The organism is Listeria sp. MAN/IMW/UF555 (genome assembly GCF_058684075.1).
Genome location: NZ_JBZWZS010000001.1, coordinates 741179 through 757611, shown reverse-complemented (window position 1 = coordinate 757611; position 16433 = coordinate 741179). Strand labels below are relative to the sequence as shown.

The 16433-nt window shown below is 36.6% G+C and carries 16 protein-coding genes and 3 tRNA genes; 18 read left to right on the top strand and 1 reads right to left on the bottom strand.

All coding sequences use genetic code 11. The annotated features are described in order from the left end of the window. Positions 1 to 56: 56 nt before the first annotated feature. The 14 genes from AC4PG8_RS03810 to AC4PG8_RS03745 all read left to right on the top strand — a co-directional run bounded on the left by AC4PG8_RS03810 (position 57) and on the right by AC4PG8_RS03745 (position 11920). The gene (locus tag AC4PG8_RS03810) at positions 57 to 2234 is read left to right on the top strand and encodes a Tex family protein (protein ID WP_070753398.1); all 2178 of its coding nucleotides are present in this window, start codon (positions 57 to 59) and stop codon (positions 2232 to 2234) included. Beyond that, entirely contained in the window at positions 2234 to 2701 is a 468-nt protein-coding gene (locus AC4PG8_RS03805; RefSeq protein ID WP_003761323.1) for a SprT family protein, read from the top strand. The genes AC4PG8_RS03810 and AC4PG8_RS03805 overlap by 1 nt, the downstream gene beginning before the upstream one ends. 130 nt (positions 2702 to 2831) lie before the next feature. Beyond that, positions 2832 to 2919 (top strand) — tRNA-Ser (locus tag AC4PG8_RS03800). Positions 2920 to 3032: 113 nt separating this feature from the next. Continuing rightward, on the top strand, positions 3033 to 3425 hold the full coding sequence (locus tag AC4PG8_RS03795) for an iron chaperone (protein WP_003761325.1): 393 nt from the start codon (positions 3033 to 3035) through the stop codon (positions 3423 to 3425). Positions 3426 to 3567: 142 nt separating this feature from the next. Next, positions 3568 to 4854 (top strand): PTS cellobiose transporter subunit IIC, encoded by a 1287-nt coding sequence (celB, locus tag AC4PG8_RS03790; RefSeq protein ID WP_010990670.1) that lies wholly within the window; start codon positions 3568 to 3570, stop codon positions 4852 to 4854. Positions 4855 to 4934: 80 nt separating this feature from the next. After that, positions 4935 to 5648 carry a GntR family transcriptional regulator gene (locus AC4PG8_RS03785; protein ID WP_185482538.1) on the top strand — a complete coding sequence of 238 codons (714 nt, stop codon included), beginning with the start codon at positions 4935 to 4937 and terminating at the stop codon, positions 5646 to 5648. A 200-nt stretch (positions 5649 to 5848) separates the two neighbouring features. Beyond that, positions 5849 to 5920: transfer RNA gene (locus AC4PG8_RS03780), tRNA-Glu, on the top strand. A 26-nt stretch (positions 5921 to 5946) separates the two neighbouring features. Then, a tRNA-Asp gene (locus tag AC4PG8_RS03775) sits at positions 5947 to 6019 on the top strand. Positions 6020 to 6146: 127 nt separating this feature from the next. Continuing rightward, entirely contained in the window at positions 6147 to 6527 is a 381-nt protein-coding gene (locus AC4PG8_RS03770) for an OsmC family protein (protein WP_033533221.1), read from the top strand. Between the two features lie 379 nt (positions 6528 to 6906). Further along, positions 6907 to 8109: a DUF4238 domain-containing protein gene (locus tag AC4PG8_RS03765; protein WP_492170040.1), complete on the top strand. Its 1203-nt coding sequence runs from the start codon at positions 6907 to 6909 to the stop codon at positions 8107 to 8109. A 420-nt stretch (positions 8110 to 8529) separates the two neighbouring features. Next, complete coding sequence (locus AC4PG8_RS03760) at positions 8530 to 9204, top strand: YdeI/OmpD-associated family protein (RefSeq protein ID WP_185547157.1); 675 nt, start codon at positions 8530 to 8532, stop codon at positions 9202 to 9204. Between the two features lie 130 nt (positions 9205 to 9334). Further along, complete coding sequence (locus AC4PG8_RS03755; protein WP_003771146.1) at positions 9335 to 9832, top strand: tyrosine phosphatase family protein; 498 nt, start codon at positions 9335 to 9337, stop codon at positions 9830 to 9832. Between the two features lie 35 nt (positions 9833 to 9867). Then, positions 9868 to 11217: a glutathione-disulfide reductase gene (gorA, locus tag AC4PG8_RS03750; protein WP_003761331.1), complete on the top strand. Its 1350-nt coding sequence runs from the start codon at positions 9868 to 9870 to the stop codon at positions 11215 to 11217. Between the two features lie 28 nt (positions 11218 to 11245). Beyond that, positions 11246 to 11920, top strand: coding sequence for a histidine phosphatase family protein (locus tag AC4PG8_RS03745; RefSeq protein WP_003761333.1), 675 nt, complete (start codon positions 11246 to 11248; stop codon positions 11918 to 11920). A gap of 42 nt (positions 11921 to 11962) precedes the next feature. On the opposite strand, the gene AC4PG8_RS03740 is transcribed toward AC4PG8_RS03745, so the two are convergent. Further along, entirely contained in the window at positions 11963 to 13099 is a 1137-nt protein-coding gene (locus tag AC4PG8_RS03740; RefSeq protein WP_003761335.1) for an AI-2E family transporter, read from the bottom strand. Between the two features lie 141 nt (positions 13100 to 13240). On the opposite strand from AC4PG8_RS03740, the gene AC4PG8_RS03735 reads away from it, so the two are divergent. From AC4PG8_RS03735 to AC4PG8_RS03720, 4 genes are all read left to right on the top strand, one after another. Then, the gene (locus tag AC4PG8_RS03735) at positions 13241 to 13633 is read left to right on the top strand and encodes a GntR family transcriptional regulator (RefSeq protein WP_003761337.1); all 393 of its coding nucleotides are present in this window, start codon (positions 13241 to 13243) and stop codon (positions 13631 to 13633) included. A 2-nt stretch (positions 13634 to 13635) separates the two neighbouring features. Then, positions 13636 to 14739 (top strand): DUF1648 domain-containing protein, encoded by a 1104-nt coding sequence (locus AC4PG8_RS03730; RefSeq protein ID WP_185504735.1) that lies wholly within the window; start codon positions 13636 to 13638, stop codon positions 14737 to 14739. A gap of 101 nt (positions 14740 to 14840) precedes the next feature. Beyond that, a complete protein-coding gene (locus tag AC4PG8_RS03725) occupies positions 14841 to 15344 on the top strand; it encodes an effector binding domain-containing protein (RefSeq protein WP_185504736.1) in 504 nt (167 codons plus the stop codon). Positions 15345 to 15458: 114 nt separating this feature from the next. Then, positions 15459 to 16271: a formate/nitrite transporter family protein gene (locus AC4PG8_RS03720; protein WP_492170039.1), complete on the top strand. Its 813-nt coding sequence runs from the start codon at positions 15459 to 15461 to the stop codon at positions 16269 to 16271. Positions 16272 to 16433 lie beyond the last annotated feature (162 nt).

Sequence of the window (16433 nt, the reverse complement as noted above, 5' to 3'; positions counted from 1 at the left end):
TGAAACGTAATTATGTTACACTTAATAGATAATGAAATAATTGGAGGCTATCAAGTATGGAACAAATGCAAGAAAAAATAATGAAATTAGTCCAAAAATCGCTAACTTATAAACCAGCGCAAATTAATGCCGTAATTAAACTAATGGAAGAAGGCAACACTGTTCCATTTATCGCACGTTACCGTAAAGAAATGACTGGTAGTCTAGATGAAGTTGAAATTCGCGATATTGAAGAAACGTTTGAATACGTTACTAAATTAGAAAATCGTAAAGAAGAAATTATTCGCTTAATAGATGAACAAGGAAAATTAACAGATGAACTAAAAGCTGCAATTATAAAAGCGGAAAAGCATCAAGCATTAGAAGACTTATACCGTCCTTATAAACAAAAGAAACGCACTAAAGCAACCATTGCCAAAGAAAAAGGCTTAGAACCTCTAGCCGATTGGTTAATGAGCTTTCCGGGTGAAGCAAATCCACTTGAAGAAGCTGCCAAATACATCTCTGAAGAAAAAGAAGTGACGTCAGCAGAAGACGCTTTACTAGGCGCGCATGAAATAATTGCCGAACAAATCAGTGATGAACCTACTTTCCGTGAATGGATTCGTAACTTCACTAGAAAATTCGGTATGATTGAATCACGAGCAAAAAACGCTGAAGCAGACGAAAAAGGCGTTTACGAAATGTACTACGAATTTAATGAAATGATTGGAAAGGTTGCTAGTCACCGGATACTTGCTTTTAATCGTGGTGAAAAAGAAGATATTTTACGCGTACAAGTCCAAGTAGACACAACAAAAATCTTCCAATATCTTTTTGAAAAAGTAATCCAAAACCGTAATTCTGCAACACGAACATACGTAGAAGAAGCGATTTTAGATGCCTATAAACGATTTATCGGTCCGGCAATTGAACGTGAAATTCGCGGTGAACTGACTGATAAAGCAGAAGAACAAGCAATCCATATTTTCTCCGAGAACTTGCGCAAACTGCTATTACAACCACCTTTAAAAGGAAAAATCATCCTTGGCGTTGACCCCGCTTTTAGAACAGGTTGTAAATTTTCTGTATTAGATCAAACGGGGAAAGTGCTAGAAATCGGTGTTGTTTATCCGCATACTGCTAAGGCAAGGCGTCCAGAAGCAAAACAAAAGATAGCTGAGATTTTATCCACTTATCAAGTAGAAGTTATCGCGATTGGTAACGGAACAGCTTCTCGTGAAACAGAGCAATTTATCGTAGAAGTTATTCGCGAATCAAAATCAAATGCTTATTATTGTATTGTTAATGAAGCAGGCGCAAGTGTTTATTCTGCAAGTGAAACAGCTCGTGAAGAATTCCCGGATTATCAAGTAGAAGAACGTAGCGCAGTTTCCATCGGACGCCGCTTACAAGATCCATTAGCAGAACTTGTAAAAATTGATCCAAAATCAGTAGGAGTAGGACAATATCAACACGATGTTGCCCAAAAACGCTTAAATGAAACCCTAACTTTTGTCGTTGAAACAGCCGTTAACCAAGTAGGCGTCAACGTAAATACAGCATCTGCTTCACTTTTACAATATGTTGCCGGTTTAAACAAAACAGTTGCAAATAACATTCGTAAATATCGCGAAGAAAACGGTTCTTTCACTTCTCGTAAAGAGTTGAAAAAAGTTCCTCGTCTCGGCGCGAAATCATATGAACAAAGTATCGGTTTCTTACGTATTTTAGAGGGCGAAAATCCTCTTGATAAAACAGCTATTCATCCTGAGAGCTATAAAGCAGCAGAGCAAATTGTAAAAGCAGCTGGTTTTGGCTTGAATGATATTGGTAGCGAGGATTTAAAAGTAGCATTACAAGCTCTTAGTATCCCAGAAGAAGCAGAAAAACTAGGCATTGGTAAAGAAACGATGCGCGACATTATTGATAACTTAATTGCTCCAGGACGCGACCTTCGTGATGAACTACCAGCGCCACTATTAAAACAAGATGTTATTTCGATGGAAGATTTAAAACAAGGAATGGAGTTACAAGGAACTGTTCGTAACGTTGTTGACTTTGGCGCTTTTGTTGATATTGGCGTGAAACAAGACGGACTTGTGCACATTTCAAAACTAAGTAATTCCTTTGTTAAAAACCCGATGGATGTCGTTTCAGTAGGAGACGTTGTAACGGTTTGGGTTGATGAAGTAGACACGAAGAAAAATCGAATTGCTTTAACAATGCGTAATCCAGATGGAAGTGTCAAATAATGAATCAAACAGAATTGCAGCAGCACATGGAAGAAGTGTCGCTGCAATTTTTCCAAAAAGAATTCCGTCACCAAGCTGTTTTTAACACGCGTTTACGAACAACTGGCGGAAGATATTTACTCAAAAGCCACAATATCGAAATGAACCCTAAGTACTTAGAAAACTTTGGCTTAGAGTACTTTTTCGGCATTATGAAACATGAATTATGTCATTATCACCTTCATTTAGAGAAAAAAGGCTATCAACATCGCGACAAGGATTTTCGTGAATTATTAAAAAAAGTAGACGCCCCAAGGTTTTGTGCTGCGATTCCGCGTGAAATTACAATGCATGAATATACATGTAAAAGTTGCGGGAAGTCATTTTTAAGACAACGTAGATTTAATGTAAACCGTTATCGCTGTGGCAGTTGCGGCGGAAGATTAAAGCAAACTGGTTCAAAAAAAGTTTATACAGAATCCCCCTAAAAAGCCTTGCATTTTTGCTTAATTCTGCGTATACTAATGGAAGTCAGATAATTCAACAGTAGCTCCGTTGATAGCGTAATTGGCTGTTAACCGAGTGGGCGCAGGAACAATAATCCTGCCTGTGGAGTTTGGGGAAGTACTCAAGTGGCTGAAGAGGTGCCCCTGCTAAGGGTATAGGTCGCTCACGCGGCGCGAGGGTTCAAATCCCTCCTTCTCCGTAATTAAGAAAGGTTACCTTATAAATGTTAAGGTAACCTTTTTTGCGCGCTAAAATTGGCATTTAAGAAGAGAGTTGCTATAATAAGAAAAACGTTTCAGAAAGGAATGGACTATGGATAATAAACTAGAATTTACAACGATTGATGAATATATTACCCAAGCGCCACCAGAAACAAAAGAAGTGTTGCAAAAAATAAGAGAGACAATTCAAGCTGCTGCCCCAGAAGCAACTGAGAAAATCAGCTATCAAATGCCAACTTTTTATTTTGAAGGAAATCTAGTGCATTTTGCGGTTGCGAAAAATCATTACGGGTTTTATCCAGCGCCTAGTGGCATTTCGGCCTTTGAGAAACAATTAGGAAAGTATAAGTATTCAAAAGGTGCGGTTCAATTTCCTATCAAAGAAGAAGTTCCTTATGAATTAATTAAAGAAATGACACTTTTCCGATTAGCAGAAAATAAACAAAAAGCAGCAGAAAAGCTAGCAAAGAAAAAGAAAAAATAAGTTTGAGGCTTTCATCAATATGATGGAAGCTTTTTTTGTTTGGTCTTTTATTTTAAAAAGACTAGACATTTAAAAATAAATGAGTATAATAATAAATAGAAAACGTTTTCTTGTAGAAAAAAATACGTTTGGGGGAAGAAAAGTGAATAAATTTATGGAGTTGCTTGGGGATAAATTAATGCCTCTTGCTGCAAAGTTAGGGGAGAATCGTTACTTAACGACTTTACGAGATGCTTTTATGTTAGCGTTTCCACTGACAATGTTTGGTTCTATTGCTGTAGTTTTGATGAATCTGCCATTTTGGAGTGATGAAACGAAAGCTACTTTACAACTTTATTTAGGAAATGCCCAAAATGCGACGATGAGTATTATGACGGTTTTTGTCGTTTTTGGTATTGGTTATTCGTTATCGAAGTATTATAAAGTAGAAGCTATATATGGTGGTGCTGTAGCGCTCGCTAGTTTCTTGATTTTAACGCCATTTTTCTTTAATAGTGCCAATGGGGAATTAGTTACTGGAGCACTTTCTTTAGACAGACTTGGTGCAAAAGGTATGTTTATTGGGATGATTACTGGTTTTATTGCGGGAGAATTATATCGTTTCTTCGTGCAACGTGATTGGACGATTAAAATGCCTGATGGGGTGCCTCCAGCAGTTGCTAAATCATTTGCTGCATTAATACCAGCAGTTTTGACATTAAGTATCTTTTTAGTAATTAATATTATTGTTCAATTCTTCTTCAATACCAACTTACATGATGTCGTGTACACGGTTATTCAAAAACCGCTTGTTGGTTTAGGATCGGGAATTATACCAACTCTGATTGCACTTTTCTTTGTCCAAGTATTGTGGTTCTTCGGTTTACATGGTCAAATTATTGTAAACTCGGTAATGGACCCAATTTGGAATACGTTAATGCTTGAAAATCTGGATGCCTATAAAGCTGGGTCTCCGTTACCACATATTATTACAAAACCATTCATGGAAGTATTTACTGTCGGCATGGGTGGATCTGGGATGACACTTGCTGTAGTAATCGCGCTCGCTTTTCTAATGAAGAGCAAACAAAGCAAGGAAATCGGTCGTTTAGCGCTCGGACCTGGTATTTTTAATGTAAACGAACCGGTATTATTCGGGATGCCAATCGTGCTAAATGCAACGATTTTAATTCCGTGGATACTTGCACCTTTAGTTGTCACTACACTTAATTACTTTGTGATGGCTGCTGGAATTGTACCAGCTCCAACTGGGGTATCTGTACCTTGGACAGTGCCAATTATCATCAATGGAATTTTAGCAACAAACTCATGGCTCGGCGGGGCACTTCAAGTGGTGGATTTCTTCATCGTCTTAATCATCTGGTATCCATTCCTTAAACTTGTTGACCGCACGAATATAGCAAGAGAATCCGAAGCAGCTATCAAATAAGTTATGTTTTCCTTTTCGATATGCTATAATTTGATTGGAAATGGCTAGACATTTTTAATTCAAACGAAGGAGCGATCGACTTGGTTAAGTATGAACTGATTGCCGCAGAAATCCGTGAAAAAATAAACAACGGTACTTATCCACCAGAATCCATTCTTCCTGATCAAGTGAGCTTATCTAAAGCGTATGATTGTAGCAGAATGACAATAAAAAAAGCCTTTGACGTACTTGCGCTTGAAGGACTTGTTTACAGACAACGTGGTGCAGGAACTTTTGTTATGAAAAATGCCTTAGCTAATAAACAAGATGCGAGTTTGCGAGATTATGACGGTTTAACAAAAATGATGGGAGACAATCGAATCAGAAGTAAAATTATTGCATTTGATATTGCTTTCCCAGATGAAAAAACGCAAGAACAACTCTTGATTAAAGCAGACCAACCGGTGTATAAATTGATTCGTTTGCGCCTGTTAGATGGTGAGCCGTATGTATTAGAGCATACAACCATGCCAGCAGATTTAGTTCCAGGTTTAACGAGAGAGATTTTGCATCATTCTATTTATGCATACTTACAAGACACATTAGGGCTCGTTTTAAGTGGTGCATTTCGAAAAATTAATGCCGATAAGCCATCTGAATATGACCAAGAATATTTAGCGTGCGGGGAACACGATCCAGTTTTAGAAGTAGAGCAAGTAGTGTATTTAAAAGACGGTAGACCAGTCGAATATTCCCGTTCAAGACATCGCTATGATACGAGAAGTTTCATTATGGTTGATCACCGAGAAAAGTAAAATAAAGTCAGCGTGCCTTTTTATAAGCATAGCTGACTTTGTTTTATACTAGCAAAAATGCATAAAAAACATGAGATAAAAATTTTGTAAATAAAATTAGAAAAAGCCGTTGACAGTCACTGAGATTATGTTATAATAAAAAAGCTGGTGTAAGAGAAATGAATTCAATTGAATATATATTCATTTTTCGTTTTTTATCTGGCCCGTTGGTCAAGCGGTTAAGACACCGCCCTTTCACGGCGGTAACACGGGTTCGAATCCCGTACGGGTCACTTTTTTATTCATTTTCTATACATATGGTTCCGTGGTGTAGGGGTTAACATGCCTGCCTGTCACGCAGGAGATCGCGGGTTCAAATCCCGTCGGGACCGCTCAAAAAGAATCCAAGTTTAAATTGGATTCTTTTTTTCGTATCGGAAATTGGACATGGCTTTTTATTTGAGCTATAATCTTATTATTCATATAAGAATTGTAAGAATTAAATTGGAGGAATTAATCATGGATTTAGTGAAAAATGGGAAAGTATTAGAACTTGTACATCCAAATGGAAACTGGACATTAATTAAAGAAGAAGGTTTTTCTCCAGTTCAAATAACAGTGGCTGCGGTTGCGGCTTGTAGCGGATATGTATATCAAACATTACTTGAGAAAAAACGAATTGAGATAAATGATTTAAGCATTCATACCGATTATGAGCAAGATCAAGAAAGTGCCGTGCATGTTTTAACGAAAATTAACGTTACTTTCACAGTTGATTTAGTGGATAAAAGTAACGAAGCGAAAGCCGAAAAAGCCGTGCATTTAGTGAAAGATGCCTGCCCGGTTGCGAAAAGTTTAGACCCTTCGATTGAAATTAACGAGATTGTTGTTTTTAAATAAAAGATTCAAATACCAAGCCACGTCGCTTGGTATTTTTTTACCTTTAGTTCGGCTTGATTACTTGGAGGAAAGGCTATATACTGAAAGCTGTACAGGTAAAATCTTTTTACTTACAGGGATATTGATTTATCATTGTTACTAGTTCTTCTTTTCGGGAGAGCAGATAAACTACAATTTATTTAGAAAGTACTCTCTTTATGTTTAATAAACTGTTCGAATTTAAGTCACTTACCTAATTGAGTCAATAGAATTTTCTTCATCAGATTATAATAATTTTTTGATTAGCGGTAATCATGAGAAAACAATAATGATGCTAAAAAAATAAAAAATGATAAATGTGTTTGGTTAAGACTATTTATAAATGTTAGAAGGTGCAAAAATGCAAGTAACAAAAAAACAACATTATATTCCGCAAGGTATATTGAAACATTTTTCTGATGATAGAAAAAAAGTTTTTGAACTATATAATAACTTATATTTAAGTAAAAAAGAAATTAGAGATACTATGTTTCAAAATTTTGTTTATGAACATGGAGACTTACCCAAAAATACAATTGAGAATTCATTTGCACGTATAGAGAATTCATTTATTCCTTACCATGATAAAATAGCTGATACATTAGAAGCGAATTATTTGATTAGTCAAGAAGCTCCTCTAGAGGCAATTAATGAATTAATGATGTTTTATGTGTTGCTATATTTGCGTAGTGGTGCACTACTGGAAGAGTATTCAGCATATAGTGATAATCCCAAAAGTGAAAGAATTGAAAGACTGATAAAGAATCTGGTTGGTAACGTGTATCCAGCTGAACTTACAAATACTATACTAAAAGGATATGAAATTTCAATACTTGTTGATGAAACTGAAATGTTTTGTATGAGTGATCAATTTTTTAGTACAGTATCTTTGAAATTTAAAAATAAATTTTCCAATATGTCTAATCGCCAGATTGGATTTAAGGACACAATGATTTTAATACCTATATCTTCAAAATTCTACTTGTGTTTTTATGATGGAAATAAACCTAAGTATGTCAAACCTAAATCATATTGTATACTTACAGAAGAGCAAACGCATGAGATAAACGTAACTATCTTAAAAAATTCTTATTCCAAGTCAGTTTGCAAGAAAGAATTACCTTTGGAACAAAATAAAGCTAAAGAGCAAGGTATAAGACTCCCTGAACGTAGTATGGTGGTATTTCAAAGTGGAGATATATCTATAAATACAAATAAAAAGGAAATAGAATTTTATAGTTCAGAAGAAAAATTTAGCAAAGATTATTTGGCTAGTTTTAGTGAATATAAAGACAAGTACGAAGGGAAAGTTAAGCGAAATGATTTATGTCTTTGTGGAAGTAGAAAAAAATATAAAAAGTGTTGTATCAAAATACATGAAAGATGTATTGATATTTTTCAAAAAAATAACAGTCAACAAAAGGACTGGTATTCTATTTCTTCAAAATATATAGTGGAAGAAAGCATTGAAGTATTTAGAGGACCTCCAGAAGAAATCAATAATTCTAGAGACCGTGAAATATTTGAATTATTAAAGAAAAGAAAGTTAGAGAGAATGAGATGAATCTATACACTTGAATATGAGTGAACATTAAGAGCGGTTACTCAAAATAAAAGCTTTGAATTGTGTATCTAAGAAAGTAGAAAATAGAGAATACTTGAGTAAAAATGTACATTTATTTGCCAGTAATATTGTAGTTGCTATAGTGAAACTACTTTTTTATTACACTTAATAAAAAAGCATAAAGTTGCATAGTTGATAAAACTAAATGAAAGTGGATAAGTATAAATATAGTATTTGTTTTTTATCAAAATATCTAAAGAATACTTCTTTTTTGAAATTAACGAGATTGTTGTTTTTAAATAAAATGATTAGTAGACCGGGCCCCATTGCTCGGTCTATTTTTTTACATTTAGTTTGGCTTGATTACTTGGAGGGAAGGCTATATACTGAAACCAAACTATACAAACGAGGTGCTGGAATATGGCAGAGAAGACAATAGTAGAAAAATTACAACTGACTAAGTACAAAGAAGCAGTCATCCTAAATCAACCAGTTGGCGCTGATTATTTTCGAAATCTAGCGAATTACGAAGAAAAACTAGCAAATAAGCAATATGACTTAATTTTCGATTTTGTTGAAACGCTAGAAGAATTGGTGTCTTTTACGAAAGAAGTCATTGCTACTAAAAAACTTTCCGCGAATGGTTATTTATTTTTCGCTTATCCGAAAAAAGGCAATAAAAAATTCGCTACATATGTACACCGCGATGAACTCATGCCGGCGCTTAAAACCGATGAAGAAGGTTACGTCGATGGTAGCACCCTCAAATTCACGCGAATGGTTGCGCTTGATGAAACATACACGGTTGTTGGTCTAAAAGAAGCAGCAAAACTAAAAGCGAAGGGCGTAAAGAAAAATAATCCTTCCGCAGATGAATATGCCGATTATGTACCGCTTGTCGCAGAATTTTTAGCAGATAAAGGCGATTTACAAGCTTTTTACAATAATTTAGCGACAGGATACCAGCGTGTTTGGGCGCGTTATATTTATTCTGCCAAACAACCAGCCACTCAAGAAAAAAGACGCGTAGAAATGGTCGATATTTTGAGTCAAGGATACAAAACAAAAGATCTTTACCGCCAAGGAAAAAAGTAACCAGATAATTTTATTTGGTTATTTTTGCGTTTGAAACTGCTTCTTTATGTAAAAGTGTGGAACCGTGATAGAATAGAGGAGGAATAAGGCGAAGGATAACCTTGTTGCACTGGAAAAGGGGACATGCAGGATGGCGAATTATATTAACAAAGAAAGGCGCCAAATTGATTTTGATCCATTTGAATTACGGATAATTGCCGTACCAGAAGTAGTAGCGGTTCAATTTAAGCCGCGCTCAGAACATACTTTACTTATTCGTATTGCGGATGTTGGCGCAACGTATCAGCCACTCAAACACGAAGCACTTTTTGAAGCTATTTTGCCCGTTCATTTTAACGATATTAACGAAGAAGACGATTACTGGGGATTAAGTGACAAAGAGCAGGCCGAGATGAAGCTATTTAATGAGGTTCATCGTGACTTGATTTATGATTTTGTGGATGAACATCCAGATTTCACGCAAATCGTAGTCCATTGTCATGCTGGAGTCAGTCGAAGTAGCGCCGTTGCTATGGGTATTGCTGAACATTTAGGAGATACCGACACCTATGAAAAACTTCAAGTGATTAAACGTTACTTACCAAATCCGCGGGTTCTCGCGATTATGCGGGGCGAAGCGTATTTATAAAAACGAAAACGAAGAAATGTTAGGAGAGATTTTGTATGGAGAAGCATTATGATTATATTGCGATTGGTGGCGGTAGTGGCGGGATTGCTTCTATTAACCGCGCGGCAATGCACGGGGCAAAGTGTGCATTAATTGAACCAAAATTTTTAGGTGGTACTTGTGTAAATGTTGGCTGCGTTCCTAAAAAAGTAATGTGGTACGGCGCACAAATCAAAGAAGCAATGGATTTATACGCAGATGCTTATGGTTACCAAGTGGATTCAAGCTTTAACTTCCAAAAATTAGTAGAAAACCGAGAAGCTTACATTGAACGAATTCGTGGTTCCTACAAAAATGGACTTGATAACAATAAAGTTGAATGGATCAAAGGTTACGCCGAATTTGTCGATGAAAAAACGTTACGAGTGAATGGTGAATTAGTGACAGCGGATCATATTTTAATTGCGACGGGCGGCGAACCAGCACTTCCTTCCATCCCTGGCGCAGAATATGGCATTACTTCAGACGGCTTTTTTGCGTTAAAAGAACTTCCTAAAAAAGTGGCGGTTGTTGGCGCGGGTTATATCGCTGTTGAATTAGCCGGCGTATTACAGCAATTTGGATCAGATACGCATCTTTTTGTACGTAAACATGCTCCTCTGCGTAATTTTGACCCGATTTTAACAGATACATTGACTGAGCTTATCGAGCAATCTGACATGACTTTGCATAAACATGCCGTTCCTCAAAAAGTGGAAAAAAACTCGGATGGTAGTTTAACTATCTTTTTAGAAGATGGTCGTACGGAAACAGTGGATACTTTAATCTGGGCAATCGGACGTAAACCGGTTATCAAAGGGCTTCAAATCGAAAAAGCGGGCGTTGAACTTGTAGATAGCGGACATATTGCGGTAGATAAATTCCAAAATACTAATGTAGACGGGATTTATGCGGTTGGCGATGTAACGGGGCATTACGAATTGACTCCAGTTGCGATTGCTGCTGGTCGTCGTCTTTCAGAACGCCTTTTCAATAATAAAAAAGATGCTCATTTAACCTATGAAAATATTCCAACTGTTGTCTTTAGCCATCCAGCTATTGGTACAGTTGGCTTAACAGAACCAGAAGCTATTGAAAAATATGGCAAAGAAAATATTAAAGTATATACGTCTAGCTTTACGTCGATGTATACAGCTATTACAGACCACCGCGAGCCTTGCCGGATGAAATTGATTTGTGAAGGGAAGACAGAACGCGTAATCGGCCTGCACGGTATTGGTTACGGAGTGGATGAAATGATTCAAGGATTCGCCGTTGCTATTAACATGGGAGCAACAAAAGCTGATTTTGATAATACAGTTGCTATCCACCCAACAGGATCTGAAGAATTTGTTACAATGAAATAGAAAACAACGATGGAGGAGGAAGTACGTAATGGGAAAAAAATTATCACTTTATTTTGTAAGACATGGTCAAACATATTTAAACAAAAATCTACGTATGCAGGGCTGGGCTGATACGCCGCTTACACCAGAAGGAATTGAAGTTGTAAAAGAAAGTGGTCGCGGACTTGCCGAAACGGAATTCGTCGCAGCCTATTCAAGTGACTTACACCGTACAATCGCAACAGCAGGACACTTACTAAAAGAAAATAAACATGCATTCGGTCTAACTCTTGAACCACTAAGCGAATTTCGGGAAACATTCTTCGGTTCCTATGAAGGTGAAAAAGGCGATGTAGCTTGGAACGAAATCGCTCATCACATGGGCTACGCAAATCAAGACGAATTATTCAAAAACGCAGATGTTCGAGAAACGATGAATGGCACGAAAGCCGCTGACCCAACTGGTGATGCGGAAGATTTTATGACATTCTGGACGCGGGTAGAACAAGGTTTCTTACATGTCATTAATCGGCACCGTGAAACAGGCGGGAATGTTCTTATCGTCGCTCACGGAAATACCATTCGCAACATTGTCCACGAACTAGAACCATCCATGGACGAATCAGTCATTCTAGACAATGCGAGTGTTACTGTTTTAGCTTATGAAAATGGTTTATTCAAATTAGAACGTTTAAACGATACTTCTCATTTTAAAAAAGCATAGAAAAAACGAGCTTTAGGAACTAGTTTCCCAAAGCTCGTTTTTTTATTCTGTCGGCGGATTAGACCCAGGTGGATTATTATCAATTGCCAGCTGTCCTCGCCTTAATTTAATTAACCGATTCACATTGACGATAATTGTTTTTACTACCGCGTAAAGTGGAACACCTAAGATCATTCCAAAAATTCCTGCTAAATTACCTGCAACAATCAAGATGATGATAATAGTGAGCGGGTGAATTGATAATGATTTACCCATAATATATGGAGAAAGTAAGTTAGAGTCAATTTGTTGAACGATAGTAACGACAACAATTACGAGTAAAGCCTGAACTGGAGAAGTGAATAGCGCCACGATAACCGCGGGAGCTGCTCCAAGGAATGGTCCAAGATAAGGAATAATGTTCGTTGCACCTGCAATAAATCCAAACAGAAGCGCATATGGTTGACCAATAATTAAGTAACCAATAAAAGTAAACAAACCAACAAACATACAATCAATCGCTTGAGAACTAATATAAGTAGAAATTGTTTTGTTCATTTCTTTAATAATTTGTTTTGCTTCAGTACGAATGCCTGCTGGGAAAAATTTGCCAGAAGACTCAACGAATTTATGACCATCTTTAAACATATAAAAGACGATAAATGGAACTGTTACAAGAATCATAACGAAACCAGAAACAAACGAGATAATCGCGCCAAAACTAGAAGCTACCCCATCAACTACCACAGACATAATTTTCGGTAAGGAAATGTTGAGTTTTGAAAGTTCTTGTTTCATATCAATATCTTTTAATGCAGAATTATTTGAGAGACTTTGTAGCCATTTTTCAAAATCTTGCCAGTAACCTGGTATTGCTTTTGCAAGTTCGGCTACTTGGTCAGCAAGTGTTGGACCGAGTTGCATTACAGCTAGAACAACAAGCGCGATAAACGCGATAAAAATCAAAATAACACTTAAAAGTCGTGGAACTTTTCTCTTTTCTAAAAATAAAACTAGCGGATTGAATAAATAGAATAAAAATCCTGCTACTAGAATTGGCATAAATAAAGTGGAAACGATTATACCGATTGGTGAAAATATGTACTTCATCTGCAACAGAATAAATAAAACTGCCACAACTGCTAAAATTTCAATAGTCCAAAAAAACAATTTACTATCCCTGAAACGTGAAAATTTCAAATGATCCCCTTCTTTCTATAAACCTTATTGTTAAATTTTATAGTACCATTAACTGCTTTAAATAGCCACTGAATTTATGATGTTGACTTAAAAATATATGTGTTATACAATATGTATAACAGTTAGAGAAGAGGTGTTTGTATGTTACTCGCGATTGACTTACAATCAGACGAGCCGATTTATACACAAATATGTAATCAAATTATTGAAGGCATGGCAAAACGGGAACTTTTACCGGGAGATAAACTTCCTTCCGTGCGAAGTCTTGGTGCGGATATTGGTATTAATTTTCATACCGTAAATAAAGCATACCAAATTTTAAAGCAAGAAGGATTTATTCAAATACACCGCCAAAAAGGAGTAGTTATACATCCAGATGGCGTGGCGAAAGCAGATCAACTATTTTTCACTAAGCTGCAAACAAAACTAAGACCATTAATTGCAGAATCGATTGTGCGTAGCGTGAGTGAGGAAGAGTGGCTAGAAATTAGTAAAGCTATTTTTGACGAAATAAAAGGGCGGGGAGTGGAGTAGTTATGGAAATTATCATTTATATTTTTGTGAGTATTGCTATTATTTCACTGCAAGCAATTACGCCATTTGTAATACGTAAATCCGAATGTTTCGGGGTAAATGTGGGCGAACGGGCTAATCGAAATGCAGAACTAACCCAACTTAAAAAACAATATGTTGGTCAAGTGATTTTGTGGACTGTATTAGTTGCTATCATTGGAATTGCGTTAATTCAAGGTTTCCATTGGAGTGAAAATCTCCAAGCAGGAATCTTTATTATATCCATGTTCGGTCAATTAATTGTTTCTTTCATTATTTACTATCGTTTTCATCACACAACATTACAGTGGAAAAGAGAAAAAATCGAGTCTGGTGAAATTTCAACCAATTCGATTATCATGGTAGATACTAGTTTTCATCGCAGGAAAATGGTTATTTCGTATACTTGGTTTGTAGTGCCATTACTTATTTTTATTATCACACTTGCCATTACAGCAGTGTTCTATCCAATTGCACCAGAGGCTTTTCCAGTCCATTTTGATATGAACGGAGTTGTGACTGACACCGTTCAAAAATCGGTGAGAGCGGCTTTACTTTTACCAATGCTACAATTAGGGATGATTGCTTTATTTATATTTATTAATTTCGTTATTGCGAGAAGCAAACAAACGGTGGAAAATGAAAACCCGGCAGATTCATTAAAACGGAATATGCTGTTTAGACAAATTTCTAGTAAAGCAATGTTGATTATGTGCGTTATTCTGGTTATTGATTTTCTCGTAATGCAAGTAGTTATTTTACTTTCACTCTCGCCTGAAATTATGATGATTACCATGAGTATTTCTATCATCTTAATATTACTTGGAACAGTACTCCTTGCTGTAAAAGTAGGACAAGGTGGAAGTAGGCTAAAATTTGCTAACGAACCAGATAATGTGAATAAACCAATTCGTGATGATGATGCGTTTTGGAAAGCTGGAGTAATCTATTTTAACAGGAATGATCCTGCTTTATTTGTTGAAAAACGTTTTGGCATTGGCTGGACGATCAACACTGCTCGTCCTGTTGCATGGCTCACTTTTGTTTTTATTATTGCAGCGATTATTTTCATTAGTATCTTGTTTTAAGTAAAGTTTAGTAGGGTATTTATCATGTGTTATGCGGATAAAAAACTAAAATCATCTATGAATCTTCTGCCGTAATATTCTTTTTAAAAGGAGTGTTAATCATGGCGATTAGACAAGGACGATTAGAAGAATGGGAAGGTTTCACGGGGATTGCGCTTGTTCACGAAGGATTAAAAACAGAAGCATTTCATACCGGAATTAAAACAGCTTTTAAAGAAATGCTCAAATTTGCGCAAGAATTAGATGATTTTTCAGAACTAAAAGAGGTCTATGGTATTTCCGTCCATAATATAGAAGATGGTATAACGCATTACGCTGTCATCCCAGTTGAGCAAAAGTACGCTCATTTAAAAGAACCACTTGAATGGATTGAAGTTCCAGCACATACTTATTTTGTCGCGGAACATATAGCAGAGACGGATATACTAGAAAGTTACGAGGAAATAGCTCGGGCAATACAGGAAAAAGAGTACAAACCGTATATTACTGCCAACAATCCAGTTTTTGATCCATTACCATTTAAATTAGAAATTTATGCGAAAAACGGTGAAGAAAGTGCGGATATTGAAATTAGGATACCTGTTGTAAAAGAACTCCATACGTAAAACGCGAGCCCGGGACTTTTGTGCCGGGCTTTTTTATACTAGCAAGCTGTTTTTGATTATGCTATAATAAGAACGCAATTTTGTGATTATTTTAACAAGAAGGAAGGGATTCATGTGGGATATTATAGCCCGCAGGAAGTAACAGAGATTACGATTGAAAAAGGGACGCAAAAAGCAAATTCGAGTATATTAACGCTCGTTTTACTAGGCTTTTTGGGTGGCGCCTTTATTTCTCTTGGTTACTTATTATACATACGCGCAGTAGGAACAATGCCTCACGAATGGGGCAGTTTTGCAACGCTTATTGGTGCGAGCCTTTTTCCAGTTGGGCTTGTGTGCATTTTACTCGGTGGAGGAGAATTAATCACTGGCAACATGATGGCGGTAGCGATTGCTTGGTATGACAAAAAGATTTCCTTCCAACAATTACTTAGAAACTGGGCGATTGTGTCCGTCATGAACTTAGTCGGCGCCTTTTTCGTCGCATACTTCTTCGGGCATTTCGTTGGCTTAACAGAAGGAGATTTTTTACCCAAAACACTTGCAACAGCTGGAGCAAAAATTAACGATCCTTTCTGGGTTGCTTTCGTTTCAGGTATCGGGTGTAACTGGTTTGTTGGAATTGCTGTGTGGCTTTGTTACGCGGCTAAAGACTTTGCTGGAAAAATCCTCGGTATTTGGTTCCCCGTCATGGCTTTTGTAGCTATCGGATTTCAGCACGTTGTCGCCAATATGTTTATTATCCCAGCCGCAATTTTCGCTGGATACTATTCATGGGCAGATTTTATTTGGAACGTCATCCCAGTATACCTCGGAAACGTAGTCGGCGGAGCAGTTTTTGTCAGCCTTTTCTATTTCCTTGCATATAAGAAAAACGCACCGAAAAAAGTAAAAGAAGAAATACATCAACCAATTGAAGAAAATTAATTATAAAAAGCTAGTTGCACCCGTTGCAGCTAGTTTTTTTTGAAAAAAATTAAAGTTTTTTAGAAAGTCGCTCGTGCCCATCATGCTGGGATGGAGTAAGTTTTCTTATAAGCCATTTTCTGGGTTTAAGAAGAAAATCCTGATTAAATTTTTCGATTTGTG

Excerpts from the sequence above, each read along its gene's own strand:
- AC4PG8_RS03725 (WP_185504736.1), top strand. The coding sequence starts at position 14,841 with ATGGCGATTAGACAAGGACGATTAGAAGAATGGGAAGGTTTCACGGGG.
- AC4PG8_RS03805 (WP_003761323.1), top strand. The coding sequence starts at position 2,234 with ATGAATCAAACAGAATTGCAGCAGCACATGGAAGAAGTGTCGCTGCAA.
- AC4PG8_RS03755 (WP_003771146.1), top strand. The coding sequence starts at position 9,335 with ATGGCGAATTATATTAACAAAGAAAGGCGCCAAATTGATTTTGATCCA.
- AC4PG8_RS03765 (WP_492170040.1), top strand. The coding sequence starts at position 6,907 with ATGCAAGTAACAAAAAAACAACATTATATTCCGCAAGGTATATTGAAA.
- AC4PG8_RS03760 (WP_185547157.1), top strand. The coding sequence starts at position 8,530 with ATGGCAGAGAAGACAATAGTAGAAAAATTACAACTGACTAAGTACAAA.
- AC4PG8_RS03730 (WP_185504735.1), top strand. The coding sequence starts at position 13,636 with ATGGAAATTATCATTTATATTTTTGTGAGTATTGCTATTATTTCACTG.
- AC4PG8_RS03745 (WP_003761333.1), top strand. The coding sequence starts at position 11,246 with ATGGGAAAAAAATTATCACTTTATTTTGTAAGACATGGTCAAACATAT.
- AC4PG8_RS03795 (WP_003761325.1), top strand. The coding sequence starts at position 3,033 with ATGGATAATAAACTAGAATTTACAACGATTGATGAATATATTACCCAA.
- AC4PG8_RS03810 (WP_070753398.1), top strand. The coding sequence starts at position 57 with ATGGAACAAATGCAAGAAAAAATAATGAAATTAGTCCAAAAATCGCTA.
- gorA (WP_003761331.1), top strand. The coding sequence starts at position 9,868 with ATGGAGAAGCATTATGATTATATTGCGATTGGTGGCGGTAGTGGCGGG.
- AC4PG8_RS03735 (WP_003761337.1), top strand. The coding sequence starts at position 13,241 with ATGTTACTCGCGATTGACTTACAATCAGACGAGCCGATTTATACACAA.
- AC4PG8_RS03770 (WP_033533221.1), top strand. The coding sequence starts at position 6,147 with ATGGATTTAGTGAAAAATGGGAAAGTATTAGAACTTGTACATCCAAAT.